The organism is Burkholderia sp. MS455, from assembly GCF_016899445.1.
GTDB lineage: Bacteria > Pseudomonadota > Gammaproteobacteria > Burkholderiales > Burkholderiaceae > Burkholderia > Burkholderia pyrrocinia_C.
The window spans coordinates 1,535,484-1,556,700 of record NZ_CP041779.1; the positions used below are offsets into that span (position 1 = coordinate 1,535,484).

Annotated in this window: 20 protein-coding genes; 9 read left to right on the forward strand and 11 right to left on the reverse strand. The window is 67.7% G+C overall.

The features are described 5' to 3' along the window. Positions 1-61: 61 nt before the first annotated feature. Complete coding sequence (locus FPJ27_RS26220) at positions 62-1,735, forward strand: methyl-accepting chemotaxis protein (RefSeq protein ID WP_204426226.1); 1,674 nt, start codon at positions 62-64, stop codon at positions 1,733-1,735. Between the two features lie 21 nt (positions 1,736-1,756). On the opposite strand, the gene FPJ27_RS26225 is transcribed toward FPJ27_RS26220, so the two are convergent. From FPJ27_RS26225 to FPJ27_RS26240, 4 genes are read right to left on the reverse strand one after another with little or no spacing between them, the layout of a single operon-like run. Next, complete coding sequence (locus tag FPJ27_RS26225) at positions 1,757-2,632, reverse strand: HlyD family secretion protein (protein WP_014897260.1); 876 nt, start codon at positions 2,630-2,632, stop codon at positions 1,757-1,759. A 12-nt stretch (positions 2,633-2,644) separates the two neighbouring features. Further along, a complete protein-coding gene (locus FPJ27_RS26230; RefSeq protein WP_048244099.1) occupies positions 2,645-2,848 on the reverse strand; it encodes a DUF1656 domain-containing protein in 204 nt (67 codons plus the stop codon). Further along, positions 2,845-5,049, reverse strand: coding sequence for an FUSC family protein (locus tag FPJ27_RS26235; RefSeq protein ID WP_204426227.1), 2,205 nt, complete (start codon positions 5,047-5,049; stop codon positions 2,845-2,847). Before FPJ27_RS26235 ends, FPJ27_RS26230 begins: the two co-directional genes overlap by 4 nt. Positions 5,050-5,064: 15 nt before the next feature. Beyond that, positions 5,065-6,633 (reverse strand): efflux transporter outer membrane subunit, encoded by a 1,569-nt coding sequence (locus tag FPJ27_RS26240; protein WP_204426228.1) that lies wholly within the window; start codon positions 6,631-6,633, stop codon positions 5,065-5,067. A 157-nt stretch (positions 6,634-6,790) separates the two neighbouring features. Between FPJ27_RS26240 and FPJ27_RS26245 the strand changes: the two genes are divergently transcribed. After that, a complete protein-coding gene (locus FPJ27_RS26245) occupies positions 6,791-7,732 on the forward strand; it encodes a LysR family transcriptional regulator (RefSeq protein WP_204426229.1) in 942 nt (313 codons plus the stop codon). A 117-nt stretch (positions 7,733-7,849) separates the two neighbouring features. Continuing rightward, on the forward strand, positions 7,850-8,014 hold the full coding sequence (locus tag FPJ27_RS26250) for a hypothetical protein (protein WP_165948056.1): 165 nt from the start codon (positions 7,850-7,852) through the stop codon (positions 8,012-8,014). A gap of 69 nt (positions 8,015-8,083) precedes the next feature. Here FPJ27_RS26250 and FPJ27_RS26255 read toward each other — a convergent pair whose 3' ends face one another. From FPJ27_RS26255 to wrbA, 4 genes are read right to left on the reverse strand one after another with little or no spacing between them, the layout of a single operon-like run. Beyond that, positions 8,084-8,914, reverse strand: a complete 831-nt coding sequence (locus FPJ27_RS26255) for a metallophosphoesterase (RefSeq protein WP_204426230.1) — start codon at positions 8,912-8,914, stop codon at positions 8,084-8,086. A gap of 25 nt (positions 8,915-8,939) precedes the next feature. Beyond that, entirely contained in the window at positions 8,940-10,361 is a 1,422-nt protein-coding gene (locus FPJ27_RS26260) for an FAD-binding oxidoreductase (RefSeq protein WP_204426231.1), read from the reverse strand. A gap of 18 nt (positions 10,362-10,379) precedes the next feature. Continuing rightward, positions 10,380-10,772, reverse strand: coding sequence for a DUF2069 domain-containing protein (locus FPJ27_RS26265; RefSeq protein ID WP_204426232.1), 393 nt, complete (start codon positions 10,770-10,772; stop codon positions 10,380-10,382). Next, positions 10,769-11,389: an NAD(P)H:quinone oxidoreductase gene (wrbA, locus tag FPJ27_RS26270; protein ID WP_111017255.1), complete on the reverse strand. Its 621-nt coding sequence runs from the start codon at positions 11,387-11,389 to the stop codon at positions 10,769-10,771. Before wrbA ends, FPJ27_RS26265 begins: the two co-directional genes overlap by 4 nt. Before the next feature lie 144 nt (positions 11,390-11,533). On the opposite strand from wrbA, the gene FPJ27_RS26275 reads away from it, so the two are divergent. Continuing rightward, positions 11,534-12,862, forward strand: a complete 1,329-nt coding sequence (locus tag FPJ27_RS26275) for a YihY family inner membrane protein (RefSeq protein WP_204426233.1) — start codon at positions 11,534-11,536, stop codon at positions 12,860-12,862. 15 nt (positions 12,863-12,877) lie between these two features. On the opposite strand, the gene FPJ27_RS26280 is transcribed toward FPJ27_RS26275, so the two are convergent. Beyond that, positions 12,878-13,195: an Mpo1-like protein gene (locus tag FPJ27_RS26280; protein ID WP_072444312.1), complete on the reverse strand. Its 318-nt coding sequence runs from the start codon at positions 13,193-13,195 to the stop codon at positions 12,878-12,880. Positions 13,196-13,351: 156 nt separating this feature from the next. Between FPJ27_RS26280 and FPJ27_RS26285 the strand changes: the two genes are divergently transcribed. From FPJ27_RS26285 to aroC, 3 genes are all read left to right on the forward strand, one after another. After that, a complete protein-coding gene (locus FPJ27_RS26285; protein ID WP_006488504.1) occupies positions 13,352-13,807 on the forward strand; it encodes a CBS domain-containing protein in 456 nt (151 codons plus the stop codon). 142 nt (positions 13,808-13,949) lie between these two features. Continuing rightward, the gene (locus FPJ27_RS26290) at positions 13,950-15,884 is read left to right on the forward strand and encodes an MFS transporter (RefSeq protein ID WP_072444310.1); all 1,935 of its coding nucleotides are present in this window, start codon (positions 13,950-13,952) and stop codon (positions 15,882-15,884) included. Between the two features lie 253 nt (positions 15,885-16,137). Then, positions 16,138-17,238 (forward strand): chorismate synthase, encoded by a 1,101-nt coding sequence (gene aroC / locus FPJ27_RS26295; protein WP_204426234.1) that lies wholly within the window; start codon positions 16,138-16,140, stop codon positions 17,236-17,238. Between the two features lie 149 nt (positions 17,239-17,387). Here the strand turns inward: aroC and FPJ27_RS26300 are convergent, their stop codons facing one another. Then, on the reverse strand, positions 17,388-19,061 hold the full coding sequence (locus FPJ27_RS26300; RefSeq protein WP_204426235.1) for an electron transfer flavoprotein-ubiquinone oxidoreductase: 1,674 nt from the start codon (positions 19,059-19,061) through the stop codon (positions 17,388-17,390). 178 nt (positions 19,062-19,239) lie between these two features. Here FPJ27_RS26300 and FPJ27_RS26305 point away from each other — a divergent pair, with 178 nt between their 5' ends. Both FPJ27_RS26305 and FPJ27_RS26310 read left to right on the forward strand, forming a co-directional pair. Beyond that, a complete protein-coding gene (locus tag FPJ27_RS26305) occupies positions 19,240-20,022 on the forward strand; it encodes an SDR family oxidoreductase (protein WP_072444305.1) in 783 nt (260 codons plus the stop codon). Between the two features lie 32 nt (positions 20,023-20,054). After that, positions 20,055-20,495, forward strand: coding sequence for a thioesterase family protein (locus tag FPJ27_RS26310; RefSeq protein ID WP_034184001.1), 441 nt, complete (start codon positions 20,055-20,057; stop codon positions 20,493-20,495). A gap of 116 nt (positions 20,496-20,611) precedes the next feature. Here the strand turns inward: FPJ27_RS26310 and FPJ27_RS26315 are convergent, their stop codons facing one another. After that, positions 20,612-21,157, reverse strand: a complete 546-nt coding sequence (locus FPJ27_RS26315; protein WP_072444303.1) for a LuxR C-terminal-related transcriptional regulator — start codon at positions 21,155-21,157, stop codon at positions 20,612-20,614. Positions 21,158-21,217: the final 60 nt, after the last annotated feature.

The following is a 21,217-nucleotide window of genomic DNA, read 5'->3' on the forward strand; positions in this document are numbered from 1 at the left end:
TGCCATCGCGGAACGCCGGAACCGACCTTTCCGGCAGCGTGATCCATACGGGGATATATCGATGAAAGCAGCATCATTGCATCCGCAGCCGGGTGCGGCCGCCGCCGCACCCGACGTTGCCGCCGGTCGCGCCGCACGGCGCCCGCGCGCGGCGCGTCGCGAGCGCCGGCCGTGGACCGTCAAGGCGACCTTGCGCGCCGCGTTCGCGATCCTGCTGGCCGGCACGCTCGCGATCGGCGTGTTTTCGCTGTGGCAGATCAGCCGGCTGAACGCGTCGATCTCGTCGGTCTACGAGCAGGGCCACGTCGCGAGCCGCGCGGCGCAGGAAGTCCGGGCCGAGGTGCTGCGGGCGAGCCGTGCGCAGAAGATGCTGCTGACCGCGACCACCGCGAAGGAGCGCGACGAACTGGGCGCCGAGGTCGGCGCGGGGCTCGCGTCGATCGGCCAGGCGCTCGGCACGCTGCAGCGCTATGCGGATCCGGCCGACGCCGGCGATTCGGCGCGGCTGCGTGCGTTCTCGACGGCTGTCGGCACGTGGAGCGCGCATCTGCGCGATTTCGTCGCGCTCGTGCGCGCGCAGCCGCTCGACCTGTCGCAGATGAACTGGCAGGTCGGCACGCAGGACGTGTCGCTGCTGGTCGAAACCGGCAAGCTCGAAAAGCTCGTCGCCGAACTCGTGAAGACGCGCGGCGAGAAATCGAAGGCGACGCTCGATGCGTCCGCCACCATTTTCTCGTCGTCGTTCGCGATGATCGCGATCATGACGGCCGCGCTGATCGTGCTCGCGATCGCGATCGCCGAACGCGTCGTGCGGCGCCTCGCGTCGCAGCTCGGCGGCGAGCCCGCGCACGCGAAGGCGATTGCCGCCGACATCGCGCGCGGCGACCTGACGCGCCCGATCGCGCTCGGCCGGCACGACCGCGACAGCATGGTGCGCGCGCTGGCCGAGATGCAGACGGGGCTCGCGGCGACCGTCGGCGAGATCGCCGTCAGCGCCGAGGCCATCGCGGCCGCGTCCGGCGAGATCTCGACCGGCAATCTCGACCTGTCGCGGCGCACCGAGCAGCAGGCCGTCGCGCTCGAACGCACCGCGGCCAGCATGGAGCAGCTCACGTCGACCGTGCGGCAGAACGCCGAGAATGCGCGGCAGGCGAGCACGCTCGCGGCCAATGCGTCGGCCGTTGCGGAAACGGGCGGTGAAGTCGTCGGGCGGGTGGTCGCGACGATGAGCGAGATCGACGACAGCGCGAAGAACATTCGCGAAATCATCGACACGATCGAGGGGATCGCGTTCCAGACCAACATTCTCGCGTTGAATGCGGCGGTCGAGGCCGCGCGCGCCGGCGAACAGGGGCGTGGCTTCTCGGTGGTCGCGGGCGAGGTGCGCCTGCTCGCGCAGCGCGCGGCGACGGCGGCGAAGGAGATCCGCGCGCTGATCGGCGCATCGGTGGAGCGCGTCGCGAACGGCGCGGCGCTCGCGCACGACGCGGGCCGCACGATGGACGACGTCGTGCGCGCGGTCAAGCGCGTGACGGACATCATCGGCGAGATTTCCGCGGCATCGGACGAGCAGAGCGCCGGGATCGAGGAGATCGGCCGCGCGGTCACGCAGATGGACGCCGGCACGCAGCAGAATGCGGCGCTCGTCGAACAGGCGGCTGCTGCCGCGAACGCGCTCGACGAACAGGCGCAGGCGTTGAAGTCGCTGGTCGGCCGTTTTCGCATCGCGGCCTGAGCGCGCCCGGCCGTTCCGCGTTTACGATTTCTTCTGCTTGTCCGGATCGATGATGACCGTGCAGGTCGTGCCCGCCGACAGCACCACGTCGGCAGGCACTTCGTCGATCCGGATGCGCACCGGCACGCGCTGCGCGAGGCGCACCCAGTTGAAGGTCGGGTTCACGTCCGCGACGAGGTCGCGGCTTTGCGGGTTGTCGCGATCGTAGATGCCGCGCGAGATGCTTTCGACGTGGCCCTTCATCACGCCGCCGCTCATCAGCCGCATCTCGGCCGGTGCGCCGATCTTCACGCGCGGCAGCTTGGTTTCCTCGAAGTAGCCGTAGACCCAGAACGAGTGGCTGTCGACGATCGCGAGCTTCGCCTGGCCGGCCACCGCGTAGTTGCCCTTGAACGTCTGCAGGTTCGTGATGTAGCCGTCGACCGGCGCGACGACGCGCGTGCGTTCGAGATTGAGCTTCGCGGCGTCGAGCGCGGCGATTGCCTGCTGGTACTGCGCATCGGCGCTCGACGCGCTGTGTGCTGCGTTCTCGCGGTTTTCCTTCGACACGACGAGCGCATCGAGATCCGCGCGGCGGGCCGCGTCGTCGCGGCGCATCTGCAGTTCCGCGCGGCGGGCGGCGACGGCCGCCTGCGCCTGCTCGACCGCGATCTGGTAGTGCGACGGGTCGATCTGCATGATCAGGTCGCCTTTTTTCACGAGCTGGTTGTCATGCACGGGCAGCTCGACGATCGCGCCCGACACGTCCGGCGCGACGTTGACGATCTCGGCGCGCACGCGCCCGTCGCGCGTCCACGGATCGTCCATGTAGTGCACCCACAGCGAGCGCCCGATCAGGATCGCGACGAGAAGGATGACGGCGGTCGCGACGAAGCCGAAGAGTTTTCTGAGAATCATGATGGTTCGGAATCAACGGTAAACGGCAAGACTCAGTCCGCCGCAAATGCAGACGAGCAGGCAGGCCCGGAACAGCGACGGGTGCCAGACGACACGGTAGAGGCCCGTGTAGGCGAGCAGGCGGTCGACGGCCCAGGTCGCGAGTGCGCCGAGGACGAACATCAGCACCACCGTGGGCATGTAGGCATCGAGAATGGCGATTTCACGCGGCATCATGACGAGGCTCCTGGTTGGGGACGCACGGGGCGGTTGCGGTTGAGCGGCTCGAGCGGCGATTCCGGATCGAGCAGCGCGGTGCGCACGAAATGCAGATGGCTCAGGATGCGTTGCAGCCGGTGGCGCTCGTCGCGCGTCGGCTCGAACGCGTCGAGCGTCTGCCGGGTCGCGTCGATTGCGGCATTGGTCGCGGCGAGCGTTGCATCGAAGCGCTCGGCGCTCGGTTTCGCGAACAGCGTCGACAGCGAGCCGCGCATCGTCTCGATCGCGCGACGCCACGGCATCGACGGCGCATAGCGCGGGTCGGACGGCAGCGTCGCCAGCTCGTGGCGCAGGTCGATCGCCGCGTTGCCGGTTTCGAGTACCGCGAACATCCAGCGCAGCGCATCGCGCTGCACGTCGGGCTGGTCGGCCGACAGCGTGTGGGCCTGGTACATCAGGTCGCGCGCGCCGCTCTCGAAGCGCGTGCGCAAGCCGGCGAGCCGTGCGTGGCAGGCCGCGACGGCCTGGTGGCGCAGGTCGGCGAACAGCCGCTTCTTGAGCCACGGCGCGGTCGGCGGGAACAGCACCGCGAACGCGATCGCCGACGCCAGCATCGACAGCACGAGCGCGAGCGCGTCGTTCATGAAGCTGGTCGGGTCGTAGTGCGTGATGTTGTCCGGGCCGGCGAGGAAGCTGAAGAAGATCAGGTAGCCCATCCCGTAGCCCGCGAGCTTCGGCTTCAGCGTCATGAAGATGCCGATCGAGAGCAGCGGCGCGAGCGCGACGCACAGCAGCGGGAAGCCGTCGATGTGCGGATAGATACCGAACGTCAGCAGGAAGCCCGTGCAGACGGCGAGTGCCGTCCCCATGCCCATCTGCGCGGACATCGCGGTCGGGCGCGGCGTCGACGACGCGAGCGCGCAGGTGGCCGCCGCCGTCAGCGTGAGCGTCACGCCGCTCGGCCACGCGCTCTCGATCCAGAACCAGCCGAGCACGAGGATCACGGTCGCGGTGCGAATCGCCGCGATCACCATCGCCGTCATGTTGGTGCGCGGCTCGTAGCGTTCGATCCAGCGCTCGCGTTCGTGCGTCGCGGTCGACAGCGACGCATAGGTCGCCGCGTACTCGTGCAGGTCGGTGATGAAGCGGTACAGCAGTTCGGCGGCCGTATCGAAGTCGAGCAGCGGAAAGTCCGGCTGCGTTTCGAGCGCCGCACGGGTCGCGCGGATGCGGCGCGGCAGCGCGTCGCGCCATGCGAGCAGTTGCTCGGCCGCGTGCCCCGCGTCGGTCGACGTGCGCACGGGTTCGCCCGTGGGCGTCAGCAGCAGCGGCGCGATCTCGCGGAAGTACGGCTCGATCGCGTCGATCGCGGCCTGCGCGCCGGCCGCATGCAGCCGGTTCATCAACTGGTGCAGCGCATGGAAACGGCTCGACGCGCTCATGAACTCGCTGTTCAGCCGCGCGAGGCGGCCGCTGCGCATCCGCGTATCCGGATCCTCGAATACGGCCATGCTGCGCGCGGCCTCGAAACCGACCACGTCGGCGACGAAGCGCGTATGGATGGTTTCGATATGCGCGCGGTCGAGCTTGCCCGACAGCGCCGAAGCAACATAGTCGACGAAGCTGCCGAAGCGCTTGCGCACCGTCGTGCGCATCTGCTCGCCCGTGTACTGCGGAAACACGAGCGCGCTGACCACGCCGGCCGACACGATCCCGACCATGATTTCGGCAACGCGCGTCAGCGCGCTCATGAACGCGCCGTCCGGGTGCTGCGATGCGGGCAGCCCGATCAGCGCGGTCGTATAGCCGGCCAGCAGGAAGCCGTAGCTGCGGAAGTTGCGGTTGCGCGCGGCGCCGGCCGTGCACAGCGCGACCCACAGTGCGACCGCCAGCAGGAACAGCTGCGGCTGCTGCGGGAACAGTCCGACGAACGTGAGCGTCGCGATGAGCCCGAAGATCGTGCCGGCGACGCGGTAGAAGCTCTTCGCGAGCACCGCGCCGCTTTGCGGCTGCATCACGATGAACACCGTGGTCATCGCCGTTTTCGGCGCGGGCAGGTCGAGCCGCATCGACACGCCGGTCGCGATGAACGCGGCGAGCAGCGCCTTGAACAGATAGAGCCACGCGGCGCCGTCGCTGCGGGCCCAGTCGCCGAACGCGGCGGACCAGGCCGCGAGCGGACCGCCGGCGTGCGTGGAAGCGGGGGAGGAGGCTGACATGGCGGGCGCTCCGCGTTACCGTGCGGCCGGCGTGCCGGACGTGCCGGCAGCGGCGACCTGCGCGGGCCGGGCAACGGCCGCCGCGGGCTTCCCGCCCGACGGGTTGGCGCCGTCGGCGGGTTGATCGTCCGCCGGAACGTCTTTGCCCGTCTCGACGCCGCCGCCGAGCGCGGCCATCAGCTGCGCGTGCGCGGCGAGGCGTTCCGCATCGATGCGGGCCGCTGTCTCCTGCGCGCGCAGCAGCTGCTGTTGCGCGATCAGCACGTTCACGTAATCGGTCAGCCCGCGGCGGAAGCCCTCGCGCGACAACTGGTAGCTGCGGTCGTTGGCGGCCACCGAACGCGCGGCGTCCTTCTTCTGCGTATCGAGCGAGCGGATTCGCACGACCTGGTCGGCGATGTCCTTGAGCGCGCCGACGATCGTCTGGTTGTAGCGCTCGACCGCCTGGTCGTAGCCGGCATTCGCCGCGCCGAGCTGCGCGCGCAGCCGGCCGCCTTCGAAGATCGGCAGCGTCAGCGCGGGGCCGGCCGTCCAGCCGCCGTTCATCGCGCGCAGGAAGTCGGTGAACGGCGCGGTCACGCCGAAGCCGCCGACCGTCGCCAGCAGGTCGATGTTCGGGTAGAACGAGGCCTTCGCGACATCGATGCCGCGCGCCTGCGCGTCGACCGTCCAGCGCGCCGCGACCACATCGGGGCGGCGGCCGAGCAGGTCGGCCGGCAGCGCCGACGGCAGGCCGGCCGGCGCGTCGAGCGCAAGCTGCGGCCGCTTGATCGCGTCGCCGGCGCCCGGGCCCTTGCCGGCCAGTGCGGCGAGCTGGTGGCGCGCGAGCTGGATCGCTTCTTCATAGCTGTCGATCTGGCGCTCGTAGTCGGGCAGCGTCGATTCCGCCTGGCTCACTTCGAGCTGCGTGCCGAGGCCGGCCTGCAGCCGCTTGCGCGCGAGATCGGCGAGCGAGCGCTGGCGTTCGAACGTTTCGTGCGCGAGGTCGAGCAGCGCATAGTTCATCGACATGCCGACATACGCGCGCACGACGTTGACTTCGAGTTCGAGCTTCGCCGCGCGCGCGTCGGCGGCGCTCGCATGCGCGGTGTCGAGCGCGCGCTCGGTCGTGTTCTTGTCCTTGCCCCACAGGTCGAGGTGGTACGACAGGCCGAGCGTGCCGGTGTTGTTCCAGGTGTCCGCGTTCGCGAGCGGTCCCGGGCCGTAGAACACGTTGTCGGGCCAGTGCTCGCGCATCAGCGACAGGTTGCCGTTGATCTGCGGCAGTTCGGCAGAGCGGGCGACGCGCGCCATCGCCTGCGCTTCGCGCACGCGTGCCTCGGCGGCTGCGAGCGTCGGGTTGCCGGCCTGGGCGGCGGCGATCCAGGAATCGAGCTGCGGATCGCGGTAGGCGCGCCACCAGTCGGCCGCGGGCCAGCCCGCGTCGCGGTCGGCCGCTCGGATCGCGGCGCCGGCGTCGAGCGCGTTCGCTTCGATGCGGGCCGACTGCGGCTTGTTGTCGCCCATGCTCGCGCATCCGGCCATTATTAATGAGACTGCAAGAACCGCCAGTGCGAGCGTCCCTTTTGTCGCCGGAGACTGCACGATTTTCTCCCTTTCGGATATAGATGAGTCGGATGCGATTATATTTTTCAGTGATTCCTGAATAAACGAACAACGGTGCAAGTCATTTTTACGAATCCTGAGACAATACTTGTTCGCCTCTGTGCAACAATCCGTCCGGATTCAAACGGGTAATCGGATGGATACGTTACAAAACATGCGGGTATTCGTCCGCGTGGTCGACGCGGGGAGCTTTACCGCGGCCGCCCAGCAGATGAATTCGACCACCGCCTATGCGTCGCGCGCGGTCTCGGATCTCGAGGCGCACCTGCGCACGCGCCTCCTGAACCGCACGACGCGCCGGATCGCGCTGACCGAAGCCGGCGAGCGCTACCTGCAGCGCTGCGAGCAGATCCTCGCGTACGTCGACCAGGCCGAAGCCGAGGCCGGCGACGCGCACGCGCGCCCGTCCGGCAAGCTGAAGGTCCATTGCTTCACGAGCCTCGGCCAGCACTACCTGGTGCCGGCCGTCGCGCGCTATCGCGAGCGCTATCCGGACGTGCACGTCGAGCTGACGCTCGCGCAGCGGATGCCCGACCTGCTCGACGAGGGGTACGACGTTGCAATCGTCGTCGGCCGCGACCTGCCCGATTCGGGGCTCGTGTCGCAGCGGCTCGGCGAGAGCTACAGCGTCGTGTGCGCGTCGCCCGGCTACGTCGAGGCGCACGGCGTGCCGCAACGGCCGGCGGATCTCGCGCAGCACGTGTGCCTCGGGATGGTCGCGCCGGGCTTTCACTACGACGAATGGGCGCTGGCGGGGCCGAACGGCGAAGAGGTCGTTCCGATCACGGCGCCGCCGTTTCGCGTGAACGTCGCCGAGGCGCTCGCGGTGGCCGTGCGGGAGGGGATGGGGATCGGCGGGCTGCCGCTTTATTCGGCGATCGGCTGGCTGCGCAGCGGGCATATCGTGCGCGTGATGCCCGAGTACCGGTCGCACGTGATGAGCATCTACGCGCTGTATCCGTCGCGTCAGTACCTCGACGCGAAAATCCGTACCTGGGTCGATTTCCTGCGCGACGAGTTGCCGTCCACGCTCGCCGCCGACGAAGCCGCGCTCGAGCAGTACACGCGTGCGACATGACCGCGCGGTTGACCGCAATCTGACGAGATTTGTCCTTCACGCAACATTTTTTTACGAACGCGTGTCGGACAGTTTGATACTGTTAAAGTAATCGAGATACGTCACCCCGGAGTAGCAATGGACACGCACCTGATGATCGGCCTTGGAGTCCTGCTTGGCGCGGCCGCTGCCGCCGCGGCGACCCGCGACCTGCTGCGCGCGATGAAGGCGAAGGCACGGATGAAGCCGGTGCCGGTGCGCGTGCGCGCGGCGCAGCACGGATCGCGCCGCAGCGACCGCTGATCGGGCCATATCAGCCCATATCAGCCCCGGTCGGAGAAGGCCGCGCAACGCGGCCGGGCGGGCCGGCGTTCAGCCGAGCTCGACGACCTTGTCCCACACGAACGCGGTATTTTCCAGTTCGCCGGTGCGCCGACGGATGTAGCCGCGCGGATTGCACACCACGCGTGTGCCGCCCTCCGCAACATAGTCGAATGACGTATGCGTGTGGCCGTGGATCCACAAATCCACCGGCGGCCGCACGAGTTCCGCCATATCCGTGATGAACCCCGCCGACGCAAGGTCTTCCGCATAGCGTTCCGCCAGCGAGCGCCGGTGCGGCGCATGATGGGTGACGACGATCGTCCGCCCCGCGAACGGCACCGCGAGCTGCGCTTCCAGCCACGCGCGGCCTTGCCGATGCAGCGCGATCGCATCGGCCGGCGAGAAATCCCGCTCCGCCGCGCCCGGTGCCGCATGCAGCGCCGCGTCGTGCGGCCAGGTCACCTGGATCAATCCCTTGAAATCGAGCATCACGCGCAGCCCGGCGTCGATTGCGGCGGCGATGCTGGCTTCGTCGCTGCCGAACAGCGAGAAATCGGCCCACAGCGTCGTGCCGAGCACGCGGAAGCGCTGTTCAGGATCGACATAGATGCCGTTGTTCAGGTAATGCACGTTGTCGAGCGCATGCGCCGCGTCGCGCATCGCCGCCTCCAGCGCGCCGAATTCCCCGTCGTAGTACTCGTGGTTGCCCGGCACGTAGATCACCGGCACGGCCGGGTCGAACGTCTCGGCGGCCCAGCGCAGGCCTTCCGCGTGATTGTGGATGTCGCCGGCGAGCACGACGAGATCCGCGTCGGCATGCGCGATCACGTCGGGCTGGTTGCTTTCGAGATGCAGGTCGGACAGTACGCGGACTTTCACGGGCTTCGCTCCGGAGTGGGCGGCTTCAGCGCAGGACCTTGCCGGGATTCATCAGGCCGCGCGGGTCGAGCGCGGTCTTCAGCGTGCGCATCAACGTCGTTTCGACCGGCGACTTGTAGCGCTGTGCGTCGTCGATCTTCAACTGGCCGATCCCGTGTTCCGCGCTGATCGTGCCGTGGTGGCGGTGCACGTTGTCGTAGACGATCCGGTTGATCGGCGCCTGGAACGCGGCGAGGAACGCCTTCGGATCGCCGCCTTCGGGCATCTGCACGTTGTAGTGGAGGTTGCCGTCGCCGAGGTGGCCGAACGTGACCATCCGCGCGCCCGGCGCGGCCTGCTGGATCGCCGCGTCGGTCTCGTCGATGAACCGCGCGACTGACGAGATCGGCACCGCGATGTCGTGCTTGATGTTGAGCCCCTCGTCGGCCTGCGCGAGCGGGATGTGCTCGCGCAGGTCCCAGAACGCGCGCGACTGCGCGAGATTTTCCGCGACCACCGCGTCGACCACGAGCCCGGCCTCGAACGCTTCTTCCATCAGTTTCTCGAACAGCGCGCGCGCATGCGCTTCGCTTTCGTTGTCGGACAGTTCGAGCAGCACCGTCTGCGAATGCGTCTGCGTGAACGGGTAGCGCAGTTGCGGGTAGTGCTTGCCGACCAGTTGCATGCAGAAATCCGACATCAGCTCGAAGCCGGTCAGCAGCGGCCCGGCCGCGCGCTGCGCGAGCGCGAGGAAGTCGAGTGCCGCGTGCGGCGATTCGAGCGCGGCGAGCGCCGTGACCTGGGCGGCCGGCAGCGGATGCAGCTTCATCACGGCAGCGGTAATGATCCCGAGCGTGCCTTCCGCGCCGATGAACAGGTCGCGCAGGTCGTAGCCGGTGTTGTCCTTGCGCAGCCCGCGCAGGCCGTCCCAGATCTCGCCCTGCGGCGTCACGACCTCGAGCCCGAGGCACAGCTCGCGCGCGTTGCCGTAGCGCAGCACCGCGGTGCCGCCGGCATTGGTCGACAGGTTGCCGCCGATCGTGCAGCTGCCTTCCGCCGCGAGGCTCAACGCGAACAGCCGGCCGCCGTCGCGGGCGCGTGCCTGCACGTCGGCGAGGATCACGCCGGCCTCGACGGTGATCGTGTTGTTGTGCGGATCGAGCGTGCGCACGCGGTTCAGGCGCGCGACGCTGAGGACGGCCTGACTGCCGCTCGCGTCGGGCGTCGCGCCGCCGGCGAGGCCCGTGTTGCCGCCTTGCGGCACGAGCGCGATGCCGTGCGCGTTGGCCAGCTTGACGAGCGCGGCGACTTCGGCCGTGTTCGCGGGTTTCAGCACCGCGCACGCGGCACCCTTGTAGCGGCGGCGCCAGTCGGTCAGGAATGGTTCGGTATCGTGCGGATCGGTCAGCACGTGGTCGGCGCCGATCGCGTCGCGGCACGCGGAAACGAAAGCTTCGGAGGACATCATCACCTTGTCGCGTAAGGGTCAGGACGCGGCGCGCGACTTTTTCGCCGCGCGCTTGAACGGCGCGACGTACGCCAGCGCCGCCACGAAGAAGCCGACGGCAAGCGCGGTCTCGCACCAGCCGAGCGTCGCGGACAACCCGCGATCGGACATGCCGCGCACGATGCCTTCGGCGAAATAGACGAGAATCAGCATGCTCGCCCACTGCATCGTATAGATGTTACGCCGCCAGACGCCGGGCAGCGCGAGCGCGAGCGGGATGGCCTTCAGCATCAGCGCGGAGCCGCCCGGGCGCAGCGGCGCGAGCCACAGCTCCCACGCGAGCGACAGCACGATCAGTGCGACGAGGCACGCGACGGCGGCCAGCGCGCAGCGCGGCCGGGCGGCAACGGCGGGGCGGGCGGGCGCGTTCATGCGGCTTCGGCGGCCTGCGCGTTGGAGAGGGCCGCCGCCGCGCGTGCGAGCCGCACGCCGAGCGCGGCAGCGAGCGCCTTTTCGTCCGCCGACAGCCCTTCGGGGTCGGCGCGGCCGTGCTGCGCGACATGCGACGCGCCGTACGGCGTGCCGCCGGTGCGGGTCGTGCTGAGCGCGGATTCGGTGTACGGGATCCCGACGATCATCATCCCGTGATGCAGCAGCGGCAGCATCATCGACAGCAGCGTCGATTCCTGGCCGCCGTGCAGGCTGCCGGTCGACGTGAACACGCTCGCCGGCTTGCCGGTCAGCGCGCCCGACAGCCATTGCGGCGTCGTGCCGTCGAGGAAATACTTGAGCGCGGCGGCCATGTTGCCGAAGCGGGTCGGCGAGCCGAGCGCGAGGCCCGCGCATTCCTCGAGGTCGCGCAGTTCCGCATAGGGCGGACCGTCGGCGGGAATGTCGGGGGCGCTGGCTTCGCAGACCGTCGACACGGGCGGCACGGTGCGGATGCGTGCCTGCATGCCCGGCACGCTGTCGATGCCGTTGGCGATCGCGAGCGCGAGATCGCGCGTGGCGCCGTGACGGCTGTAATAGAGGACGAGGATGTCTTTCATGGGCTACGGAACCGCGTGCGGCCGCGCGCGTGCCCGGTGCAGTCGGCCCCTGCTGGATCGAGCGGCTATTATAGGGGCTGAAGCCGTCGCGCAGCGCGGCGGCGGCGCGCCTTCGGGCGCGCAGCACCAAGTAGGAGAAGCCGTTTGCCGAAGTTGAGCGTCGATCTCGACACCCTCAAGCGCCTCGCGCAGTTCGCGGCCCGGCGCAGCGCCGAGGATCGCATCCCGCAAGTGGCGGGCAGCCTTACGTTCACGACGATGCTGGCGCTCGTGCCGCTCGTGACGGTCGCGTTCGCGCTGTTCACCGCGTTCCCGATGTTCGCGTCGTTCCAGCTGTCGCTGCAGGGGTTCCTCGCGGATCATCTGATGCCCGCGCAGTTCAACATCCAGATCTTCAAGTACCTGAACCAGTTCGCGTCGAAGGCCAAGGGGCTGACGACGGCCGGCCTGATCGTGCTTGTCGTCACGTCGGTGATGACGATGATGACGATCGAATCGGCGTTCAACCTGATCTGGCGGGTGCGCAAGCCGCGGCCGTTCGCGCAGCGCGTGCTCGCGTACTGGGCGCTGATCACGCTCGGCCCGCTGCTGTTCGGCGTGAGCCTGTCGATCTCGTCGTACCTGTTTACACAGTCGCTGGCGTTCACCGGCGCCGCGCCGTCCACGTCGATCGTCGAGTGGCTGCTCGCGCTTGCATCGCTGCCGTTGACGGTTCTCGCGTTCACGCTGCTGTACGTGTACCTGCCGAACTGCACGGTCGCATGGCGCGACGCGGTGATCGGCGGGCTGTTCGCGGCCGTTGCGTTCGAGCTCGCGAAGCGCGGCTTCGGCTACTACGTGCGGCGCATTCCGACCTATACGGCCGTGTACGGCGCATTCGCGGCACTGCCGGTGTTCCTGCTGTGGGTGTATCTCAGCTGGTTCGTCGCGCTTCTCGGTGCGATGGTGACTTCCGCGCTGCCGGCGATCCGCGTCGGCCAGTTCCATCGCATCCATTATCCGGGCAGCGACCTGCTCGATGCGCTCGAACTGCTCGCGCGGCTTGCCGAGGCGCGCGCGGCCGGCAAGCCCGGGTACGCGGCGCTGCGGCTCGCGGCCATGCTGCGCTGCGACATGGAAACCGCGCAACGGCTGCTGACGACCATGGAGGAACGCGAATGGGTCGCGCGGCTGGACGGCGGCGATGCCGCGCCGCGCTATGTCCTGCTGGCGAACCCGGAGCAGTTGACCCTGGCGCAACTGTTCGACGTGCTGGTGATCGATCGCACGGAGCTGACTTACCAGTTGCAGCGGCGGCGCAGCCATGTCGACGGCGCTGCGCTGCTCGAGGTGCTGTCGAACGAGCGATTCGACGTGTCGCTCGCGTCGCTGATCGCCGCGCACCGGCTCGCGGGCGCACAGCCGGCGGGCATCCCCGGGCAGGCGCCGGACGGCGTGCCCGACCCGCATGCGCGGCCGCCGCGGCCCGCGTGAATGCGGGGCCGGCGGCTACAGTGAAATCTTGCCGATGCAGATGTCCTTGAACATCACCCAGTCGCCCATCAGGCTGTAGATCGGGTGCCGGAACGTGGCCGGACGATTCTTCTCGAAGAAGAAGTGTCCGACCCACGCGAACCCGTAGCCGCAGACGACAGCCGCCGGCAGCCACAGCCAGTTGCCTGTCGCGATCGCCATCGCGACGCAGCCGATCACGCCGAGCGAGCCGATGAAGTGCAGCCGCCGCGACGTCGGGTTCTGGTGTTCGTTCAGGTAATACGGGTAGAAATCAGCGAAGCTGGCGAATTGCTCCGAATGGGTATGCGCCATGGCCGTCTCCTCGGGCCGCTGTTCATGCGGCCATTGTGCGGCCGGCGGCCGGTGTCCGCAAGCGGGGCGGCCCGCCGCGCCGGCCCGTGCTTTCCTTTTGACAGGCTTTCCGATAGGATCGAAAGAGGTTTTGCATTCAAGCATGAGGGGACTACGATGCGCGTCAGCGATATTCTGAAAGTGAAGGGCAACACGCTGTTTACGGTGACGCCCGATAAGCCGCTGCGCGAAGCGGTCGATACGATGGCCGAGCACGACATCGGTTCGCTCGTCGTGATGGAGTACGGCGATCTCGTCGGGATGCTGACGTTCCGCGAGATCATCCTGCGCCTGCACGTCAACGGCGGTGCGATCGGCGACGTGCAGGTGCGCAAGGTGATGGACGAGCCGCTCACGTGCACGCCGGAAACGGACGTCAACGAAGTGCGCCGGATGATGCTCGAGCGGCACGCGCGCTACATGCCCGTGCTCGACAAGAAGGTGCTGATGGGCGTCATTTCGTTCTACGACGTCGCGAAGACGGTCGTCGAGGCGCAGAGCTTCGAGAACCGGATGCTGAAGGCGTACATCCGCGACTGGCCGGAATCGGAAGCCGAAGCGCACAAGCCGTGAACCACGCCGCGCCCCGCGCCCTGACGCGCGGGCGTCGCCATCCGGCACGCGGCGGCGCAGGTTTGTCCTGCGCCGCCGTTTTTTCAACGACAACACAACAAGGCCCGCGCAGCTTCGCCAAGACGACGCGCGCGTATTCCGCATGAGCGATCAAACGCAAGCCACTTCGGGGCGGCGCGACGAACGGCGCGCCCACGCATCGCAGTTCGACCTGCTGCGCGAGCGCCGTTTCGCACCGTTCTTCACGACCCAGTTCCTCGGTGCGCTGAACGACAACGTCTTCAAGATCGGCTTCACGTCGCTCGTCACCTATCACACCGCACGATTCTCCGGCGTCGACGCGAAGACTGCCGCATTCCTGATTTCCGCGATCTTCATCCTGCCGTTCGTGCTGTTCTCGGCGACGTCCGGCCAGATCGCCGACAAGTACGACAAGGCGACCCTCACGCGCTTCGTGAAGACCTTCGAGATCGTGCTGATGCTGGTCGGCGCGGCCGGCTTCGTCATGCACAGCGCGACCCTGCTGTATCTGTGCACGTTCATGATGGGGATGCACTCGACGCTGTTCGGGCCCGTCAAGTATTCGTACCTGCCGCAGCATCTCGGCGAACACGAACTGGTCGGCGGCAACGGTCTCGTCGAGATGGGCACGTTCATCGCGATCCTGATCGGTACGATCATCGGCGGCGCGGCCGCGGGCATCGAAGGCAGCGGCGAGCGCGTGCTCGCGGTGAGTGTCGTCGTCATCGCGCTCGCGGGGCGGCTCGTCGCGCAGCGCGTGCCGTCCACGCCGGCGCCGCAGCCCGATCTCGTGATCAACTGGAATCCGTTCAGCGAGACCTGGCGCAATCTCGGGCTCGCGCGGCAGAACCGCACCGTGTTCCTGAGCCTGCTCGGCATCTCGTGGCTGTGGTTCGTCGGCGCGACGTTCCTCACGTCGTTCTTCAATTTCGCGAAGGACGTGCTGTCCGCGAGCCCCGACGTCGTTACGATCCTGCTCGCGACGTTCTCGGTCGGCATCGGCCTCGGTTCGCTGCTGTGCGAGCGCCTGTCGCAGCGGCGCGTCGAGATCGGCCTCGTGCCGCTCGGCTCGATCGGCATCAGCGTGTTCGCGATCGAGCTGTATTTCGCGAGCCACGCGCTGCCGTCGCCCGGCCACCTGCTGTCGGTCGGCGAATTCCTGGCCGGCGCGCGCCACTGGCGCATCCTCGCCGACCTGTTCCTGCTCGCGATGTTCGGCGGCTTCTACAGCGTGCCGCTGTACGCGCTGATCCAGAGCCGCAGCGCACCGACGCACCGTGCGCGGATCATCGCCGCGAACAACATCCTGAACGCGCTGTTCATGATCCTGTCGGCCGTGATGGCGATGGGGCTGACCAAGGCCGGCGTCGGCATCCCGGGCCTGTTCCTCGTCACCGCGCTGCTGAACGTCATCGTCGCGGCGTATATCTACCTGCTCGTGCCCGAGTTCCTGCTGCGCTTCGTCGCGTGGGTGCTCGTGCACACTTTCTACCGGATTCGCCTCGTGCACGCGGAGCGGATCCCGGCTGAGGGCGCGGCCGTGCTCGTCTGCAACCATGTCAGCTATGTCGATGCGCTCGTGCTGGCCGCCGCGAGTCCGCGCCCGATCCGTTTCGTGATGGATCACCGGATCTTCAAGACGCGCTTCGCGAGCTGGGTGTTCCGGCATGCGAAGGCGATCCCGATCGCGCCGCGCCACGAGGATCCCGGGATGCTCGCGCGCGCCTACGACGCCTGCGAGGCCGCGCTGAAGGACGGCGAACTCGTGTGTATCTTCCCCGAGGGCAAGCTGACGAAGACGGGCGACATCAACACGTTCCACCACGGCATCACCGAGATCCTGAGCCGCACGCCGGCGCCGGTGATTCCGATGGCGCTGCGCGGATTGTGGGGCAGCTATTTTTCGCGGCATTCCGATGCGCGGATGCCGCGGCCCATCAAGCGCGGCGTGATGAGCCGGCTGACGCTGGCGGTCGGCGAGCCGATTCCGGCGTCGGTCGCGACGCCCGAATCGCTGCAGGCCGCGGTGACCGAGCTGCGCGGCGCGCGGAAGTAGGCGGGCGGGGTGCCTGCCGGTATCGCGCCAGGCGAGTATTTTGCCTGCAAGCGGGCCGGAACGGGCTTCCGGCCGCACCGCCCGGGCTGCGCGTGCATGTACCGTGCGCCCGGCCTGCGTCTCATGCGGCACGCGCTCTCGGGACGGCTGGCATAATAGCGGCTTACCTCTTTTTCTCGACCGGCAAACGATCGACCTGCCTGCGGCCCGGGCGGCGCATCGGTTTGCCCATTTCTCTTTGGGCGGTTCCATCATGTCCGGCAATACCCTCGGCACGCTTTTCACTGTCACGACCTTCGGCGAATCGCACGGTCCCGCGATCGGCTGCGTGATCGACGGCTGCCCGCCGGGGATGGGGCTGACCGAAGCCGACATCCAGGTCGAGCTCGATCGCCGCAAGCCCGGCACGTCGCGACACGTGACGCAACGGCAGGAGGCCGACGAGGTCGAGATCCTGTCCGGCGTGTTCGAAGGCGTGACGACCGGCACGCCGATCGCGCTGCTGATCCGTAACACCGACCAGCGCAGCAAGGACTACGGCAACATCGTCGAGACGTTCCGTCCCGGCCATGCCGATTACACGTACTGGCAGAAGTACGGCATCCGCGACTACCGTGGCGGCGGCCGCTCGTCCGCACGCCTGACCGCGCCGATCGTCGGCGCGGGCGCGGTCGCGAAGAAGTGGCTGCGCGAGCGCTTCGGCGTCGAGGTGCGCGGCTGCATGAGCGCCCTCGGCGAGATCGACGTGCCGTTCGTCGACTGGTCGCACGTGCGCGAGAATCCGTTCTTCTCGCCGAACGCGGCGGTCGTTCCCGAGCTCGAGGCCTACATGGATGCGCTGCGCAAGGATGGCGATTCGATCGGCGCGCGCATCGACGTCGTCGCGTCGGGCGTGCCGGTCGGCTGGGGCGAGCCCGTGTTCGACCGTCTCGATGCGGACATCGCGAAGGCGATGATGAGCATCAACGCGGTGAAGGGCGTCGAGATCGGCGCGGGCTTCGACAGCGTCGCGCAACGCGGCTCCGTGCACGGCGACGAGCTGACGCCGGGCGGCTTCGTCGGCAACCATGCGGGCGGTGTGCTCGGCGGGATCTCGACGGGACAGGACATCACCGTGTCGATCGCGATCAAGCCGACGTCGAGCATTCGCACGCCGCGCCGTTCGATTACGAAGGCCGGCGAGGAGGCTACGGTGGAAACCTTCGGTCGCCACGATCCGTGCGTCGGCATCCGCGCGACGCCGATCGCCGAGTCGATGCTCGCACTGGTGCTGATCGACCATGCATTGCGCCATCGTGCGCAGTGCAGCGACGTCGAGACGCAGACGCCGAAGATCGCCGGTAGCGCGACCTGACGCAAGAGGGCGGGGCGCGGGGCGCCCCGTCTCGACCATCGAGCGACGAATGCAAACGGGGCGCTGCGTGATGCAGCGCCCCGTTTCGTTTGCAGCAGTTTGCAGCGGCCCTAATAAACGCGCCGCGCGTGGCGGCGCGTTCCGGCAGGTTACATGTTCGGGTAATTCGGCCCGCCGCCGCCTTCCGGCGTGACCCACACGATGTTCTGCGTCGGGTCCTTGATGTCGCAGGTCTTGCAGTGCACGCAGTTCTGCGCGTTGATCACCAGCCGATCGCTGCCGTCGTCGTTCTTCACGAACTCGTACACCGCCGCCGGGCAGAAGCGCCCCTCCGGCCCCGCGTACGTGCGCAGGTTCACGTTCACCGGCACGCTCGCATCCTTCAGCGTCAGGTGCGCCGGCTGGTTCTCCTCGTGGTTCGTGTTCGAGATGAACACCGACGACAACCGGTCGAACGTCAGCTTGCCGTCCGGCTTCGGATACTCGATCGGCTCGCACTGCGACGCCGGCTTCAGCATCTCGTGATCCGCGTGCTGGTGGTGCAGCGTCCACGGCACGTTGCCGCCCATCACCTTCTGCTCCAGCCCGACCATCAGCGTGCCGAGATACAGCCCCTTGGCCATCCACTGCTTGAAGTTGCGCGCGCGGTACAGCTCCGTGTACAGCCACGACTGCTTGAAGGCGTCCGGATACGCGTTGAGTTCGTCCGACTGACGGCCGGCCTGCACCGCGTCGAACGCGGCGTCCGCCGCCAGCATGCCGGTCTTGATCGCCGCGTGGCTGCCCTTGATCCGCGATGCGTTCAGGAAACCCGCGTCGTCGCCGATCAGCGCGCCGCCCGGGAACACCGTCTTCGGCAGCGACAGCAGCCCGCCCGCGGTGATCGCGCGCGCGCCGTACGACACGCGCTTGCCGCCTTCCAGGAACGCGCGGATCGACGGATGCGTCTTGTAGCGCTGGAATTCCTCGAACGGCGACAGGTACGGGTTCGTGTAGCCGAGGCCCACCACGAAGCCGACCACGACCTGATTGTTGTCCATGTGATACAGGAACGAGCCGCCGTACGTATCCGACTTCAGCGGCCAGCCGGCCGTGTGGATCACGAGGCCCGGCTTGTGCTTGGCGGGATCGATTTCCCACAGCTCCTTGATGCCGATCCCGTACGCCTGCGGATCGGCGTTCGCGTCGAGCTTGAACTTCGAGATCAGCTGGCGGCCCAGATGGCCGCGGCAGCCTTCGGCGAACAGCGTGTACTTCGCGTGCAGCTCCATGCCGAGCTGGAAGTTCTCGGTCGGCTCGCCGTCCTTGCCCACGCCCATGTTGCCGGTCGCGACGCCCTTCACGGAGCCGTCGTCGTTGTACAGGATTTCCGCGGCCGGGAATCCCGGGAATATCTCGACGCCCAGCGCCTCGGCCTGCTGGCCGAGCCAACGCGTGACGTTGCCCAGCGAAATCACGTAATTGCCGTGGTTCTTGAAGTTCTCGGGCAGCGCCCAGTTCGGCGTCGTCACCGCGCTCTTCTCGGACAGGAACAGGAAGCGGTCCTCGCTCACCTCGACGGTGAGCGGCGCGCCCTGTTCCTTCCAGTCGGGGAACAGCTCGGTGATCGCGCGCGGGTCCATCACCGCGCCCGACAGGATGTGCGCGCCGATCTCGGAACCCTTCTCGAGCACGCACACGCCGATCTCGGTGCCTTTCTCGGCGGCCAGCTGCTTGAGCCGGATCGCCGCCGACAGCCCGGCGGGGCCGCCGCCGACGATCACGACGTCGTATTCCATCGATTCGCGCGGGCCGTATTGCTCGATGAGGCTTGCGGGGGTCATTGGCGTTCCTCTAACCGTTAGAATGCTTTTATTCGGGAGCGTATTGTCTGCGAAACGAAACGCTTGCCGCAACAGCATGCGTCTAGATTAGCACGATCGTTCTATTTTTGTGCTAGGGTTATGCCGCCCGAGCCGTGTTGCCCGGGCTGGCGAAATGACATCGAAAGGGGATGTGCAAATGGGTCGATCGATCAATCTGGAAGGCAAGGTTGCGCTGGTCACGGGCGCGTCGAGCGGCCTCGGGCAGCGTTTTGCGCAGGTGCTGTCGCAGGCCGGCGCGAAGGTCGTGCTCGCGAGCCGCCGCGTCGAGCGCCTGAAGGAGCTGCGCGCGGAGATCGAGGCGGCAGGCGGTGCCGCGCACGTCGTATCGCTCGACGTCACCGACGTCCAGAGCATCAAGGCGGCGGTCGCGCACGCGGAGACGGAAGCCGGCACGATCGACATCCTCGTGAACAATTCCGGCGTGTCGACGATGCAGAAGCTCGTCGACGTGACGCCGGCCGATTTCGAGTTCGTGTTCGATACCAACACGCGCGGCGCGTTTTTCGTCGCGCAGGAAGTCGCGAAGCGGATGATCATGCGCGCGAACGGCAACGGTAACGGCAAGCCGCCGTGCCGGATCATCAACATCGCGTCGGTGGCCGGCCTGCGCGTGTTTCCGCAGATCGGGCTGTACGCGATGAGCAAGGCCGCGGTCGTGCAGATGACGCGCGCGATGGCACTCGAATGGGGGCGCCACGGGATCAACGTCAACGCGATCTGTCCGGGTTATATCGATACCGAAATCAATCATTACCTGTGGGAAACCGAGCAGGGCCAGAAGCTGCAGTCGATGCTGCCGCGCAAGCGCGTCGGCAAGCCGCAGGATCTCGACGGGCTGTTGTTGCTGCTCGCGGCCGACGAGTCGCAGTTCATCAACGGCTCGATCATCTCCGCCGACGACGGCTTCGGCCTCGCCTGAGCGGATGACATTCAGCAACAAAGAAGACTGCAATGAGCGCAACAAGCGATTACTCACCCGTTTTTGAGATGTCGATGCCGATCCGCTGGGGCGACATGGACGCGTTCGGCCACGTGAACAACACGGTCTATTTCCGCTACATGGAGCAGGCGCGGATCTCGTGGTTCGAGGAACTCGGCATCGCCGGCGGCAACGGCGAGGGGCAGGGGCCCGTCATCGTCACGGCGTCGATGGAATTCCTCAAGCAACTGCACTATCCGGGCGACGTGATCGCGAAGATGTCGGCCGCGAAACCCGGCCGAAGCAGCTTCGACACCGGTTTCGAGCTCACGCGTGCGGACGATCCGCAGCACGTCTATGCGCGCGGCAACGCGCGCTGCGTGTGGGTCGACTACGCGCTCGGCAAGTCGGTGCCGCTGCCGCAACTGCTGCGCGACACGATCGAGCGCGCGCTCGCGACGAAAATCGTCTGAGCGCCGATACGGCGAGGCCGGCGCCGGCGCGCCAGTGATTCGCCATGCCTGTTGTTACCCGAATCGGCCGCCATGCGCGGCCGATTGTCATCCGGGCGCCGCCATTCACGGCCCGTTCACTGCCCGAGCAGGCGCTGCAGCAGCTCCGGCGTGTTGTTCGTCCCGTACTTGCGCATCAGCCGTGCGCGGTAGATGTCGACCGTGCGCGAACTGATGTCGAGCACGCGCCCGATCTGCTTGCTGGTCTTGCCGGTCGCGAGTTGCGCGGCGATCTCGCGTTCGCGCGGAGTCAGTTCGACCGCGACGCGGCGCGTCGCGCTCAAGTCCTCGAAGGTCCAGACGCCTGCCGCGAGCGGCGCGGTGCGGTCGAGCGCGCGGCCCGTCACGTGGCACCAGAACAGCTCGCCGTCGGCCCGTTTCATGATTCTGTCGTCCGAGTAGATGCCGTTCGCGGCCATCACGCGCGAGATGCGCTCGCCGATTCGCTGGAATTCGTCCGTCGACGGGTAGAGCACCTCGTACGATTTTCCGATCAGGTCGGCCCGCGCGCAGCGGAAGATCGACGCGAGCGCGTCGTTGCAGTCCTCGATTACGCGGTCGCGCGACATCACGAGGCCGAGCGGCGCGAGGTGGAAGGCAGTCTGGTAATCGAGAGCGGGCATGGCGCAGGCAAGCGGAGGCAAACGCTTATGTATTTTTGCGTATTGTGCCGCATCCGCGCC

Coding starts and splice junctions, on each gene's coding strand:
- FPJ27_RS26260 (WP_204426231.1), bottom strand. CDS start 10,361: ATGATGTCCTCCGAAGCTTTCGTTTCCGCGTGCCGCGACGCGATCGGC.
- FPJ27_RS26285 (WP_006488504.1), top strand. CDS start 13,352: ATGCGCGTCAGCGATATTCTGAAAGTGAAGGGCAACACGCTGTTTACG.
- wrbA (WP_111017255.1), bottom strand. CDS start 11,389: ATGAAAGACATCCTCGTCCTCTATTACAGCCGTCACGGCGCCACGCGC.
- FPJ27_RS26245 (WP_204426229.1), top strand. CDS start 6,791: ATGGATACGTTACAAAACATGCGGGTATTCGTCCGCGTGGTCGACGCG.
- FPJ27_RS26230 (WP_048244099.1), bottom strand. CDS start 2,848: ATGATGCCGCGTGAAATCGCCATTCTCGATGCCTACATGCCCACGGTG.
- FPJ27_RS26220 (WP_204426226.1), top strand. CDS start 62: ATGAAAGCAGCATCATTGCATCCGCAGCCGGGTGCGGCCGCCGCCGCA.
- FPJ27_RS26280 (WP_072444312.1), bottom strand. CDS start 13,195: ATGGCGCATACCCATTCGGAGCAATTCGCCAGCTTCGCTGATTTCTAC.
- FPJ27_RS26315 (WP_072444303.1), bottom strand. CDS start 21,157: ATGCCCGCTCTCGATTACCAGACTGCCTTCCACCTCGCGCCGCTCGGC.
- aroC (WP_204426234.1), top strand. CDS start 16,138: ATGTCCGGCAATACCCTCGGCACGCTTTTCACTGTCACGACCTTCGGC.
- FPJ27_RS26250 (WP_165948056.1), top strand. CDS start 7,850: ATGGACACGCACCTGATGATCGGCCTTGGAGTCCTGCTTGGCGCGGCC.
- FPJ27_RS26225 (WP_014897260.1), bottom strand. CDS start 2,632: ATGATTCTCAGAAAACTCTTCGGCTTCGTCGCGACCGCCGTCATCCTT.
- FPJ27_RS26305 (WP_072444305.1), top strand. CDS start 19,240: ATGGGTCGATCGATCAATCTGGAAGGCAAGGTTGCGCTGGTCACGGGC.
- FPJ27_RS26310 (WP_034184001.1), top strand. CDS start 20,055: ATGAGCGCAACAAGCGATTACTCACCCGTTTTTGAGATGTCGATGCCG.
- FPJ27_RS26290 (WP_072444310.1), top strand. CDS start 13,950: ATGAGCGATCAAACGCAAGCCACTTCGGGGCGGCGCGACGAACGGCGC.
- FPJ27_RS26300 (WP_204426235.1), bottom strand. CDS start 19,061: ATGACCCCCGCAAGCCTCATCGAGCAATACGGCCCGCGCGAATCGATG.
- FPJ27_RS26235 (WP_204426227.1), bottom strand. CDS start 5,049: ATGTCAGCCTCCTCCCCCGCTTCCACGCACGCCGGCGGTCCGCTCGCG.
- FPJ27_RS26265 (WP_204426232.1), bottom strand. CDS start 10,772: ATGAACGCGCCCGCCCGCCCCGCCGTTGCCGCCCGGCCGCGCTGCGCG.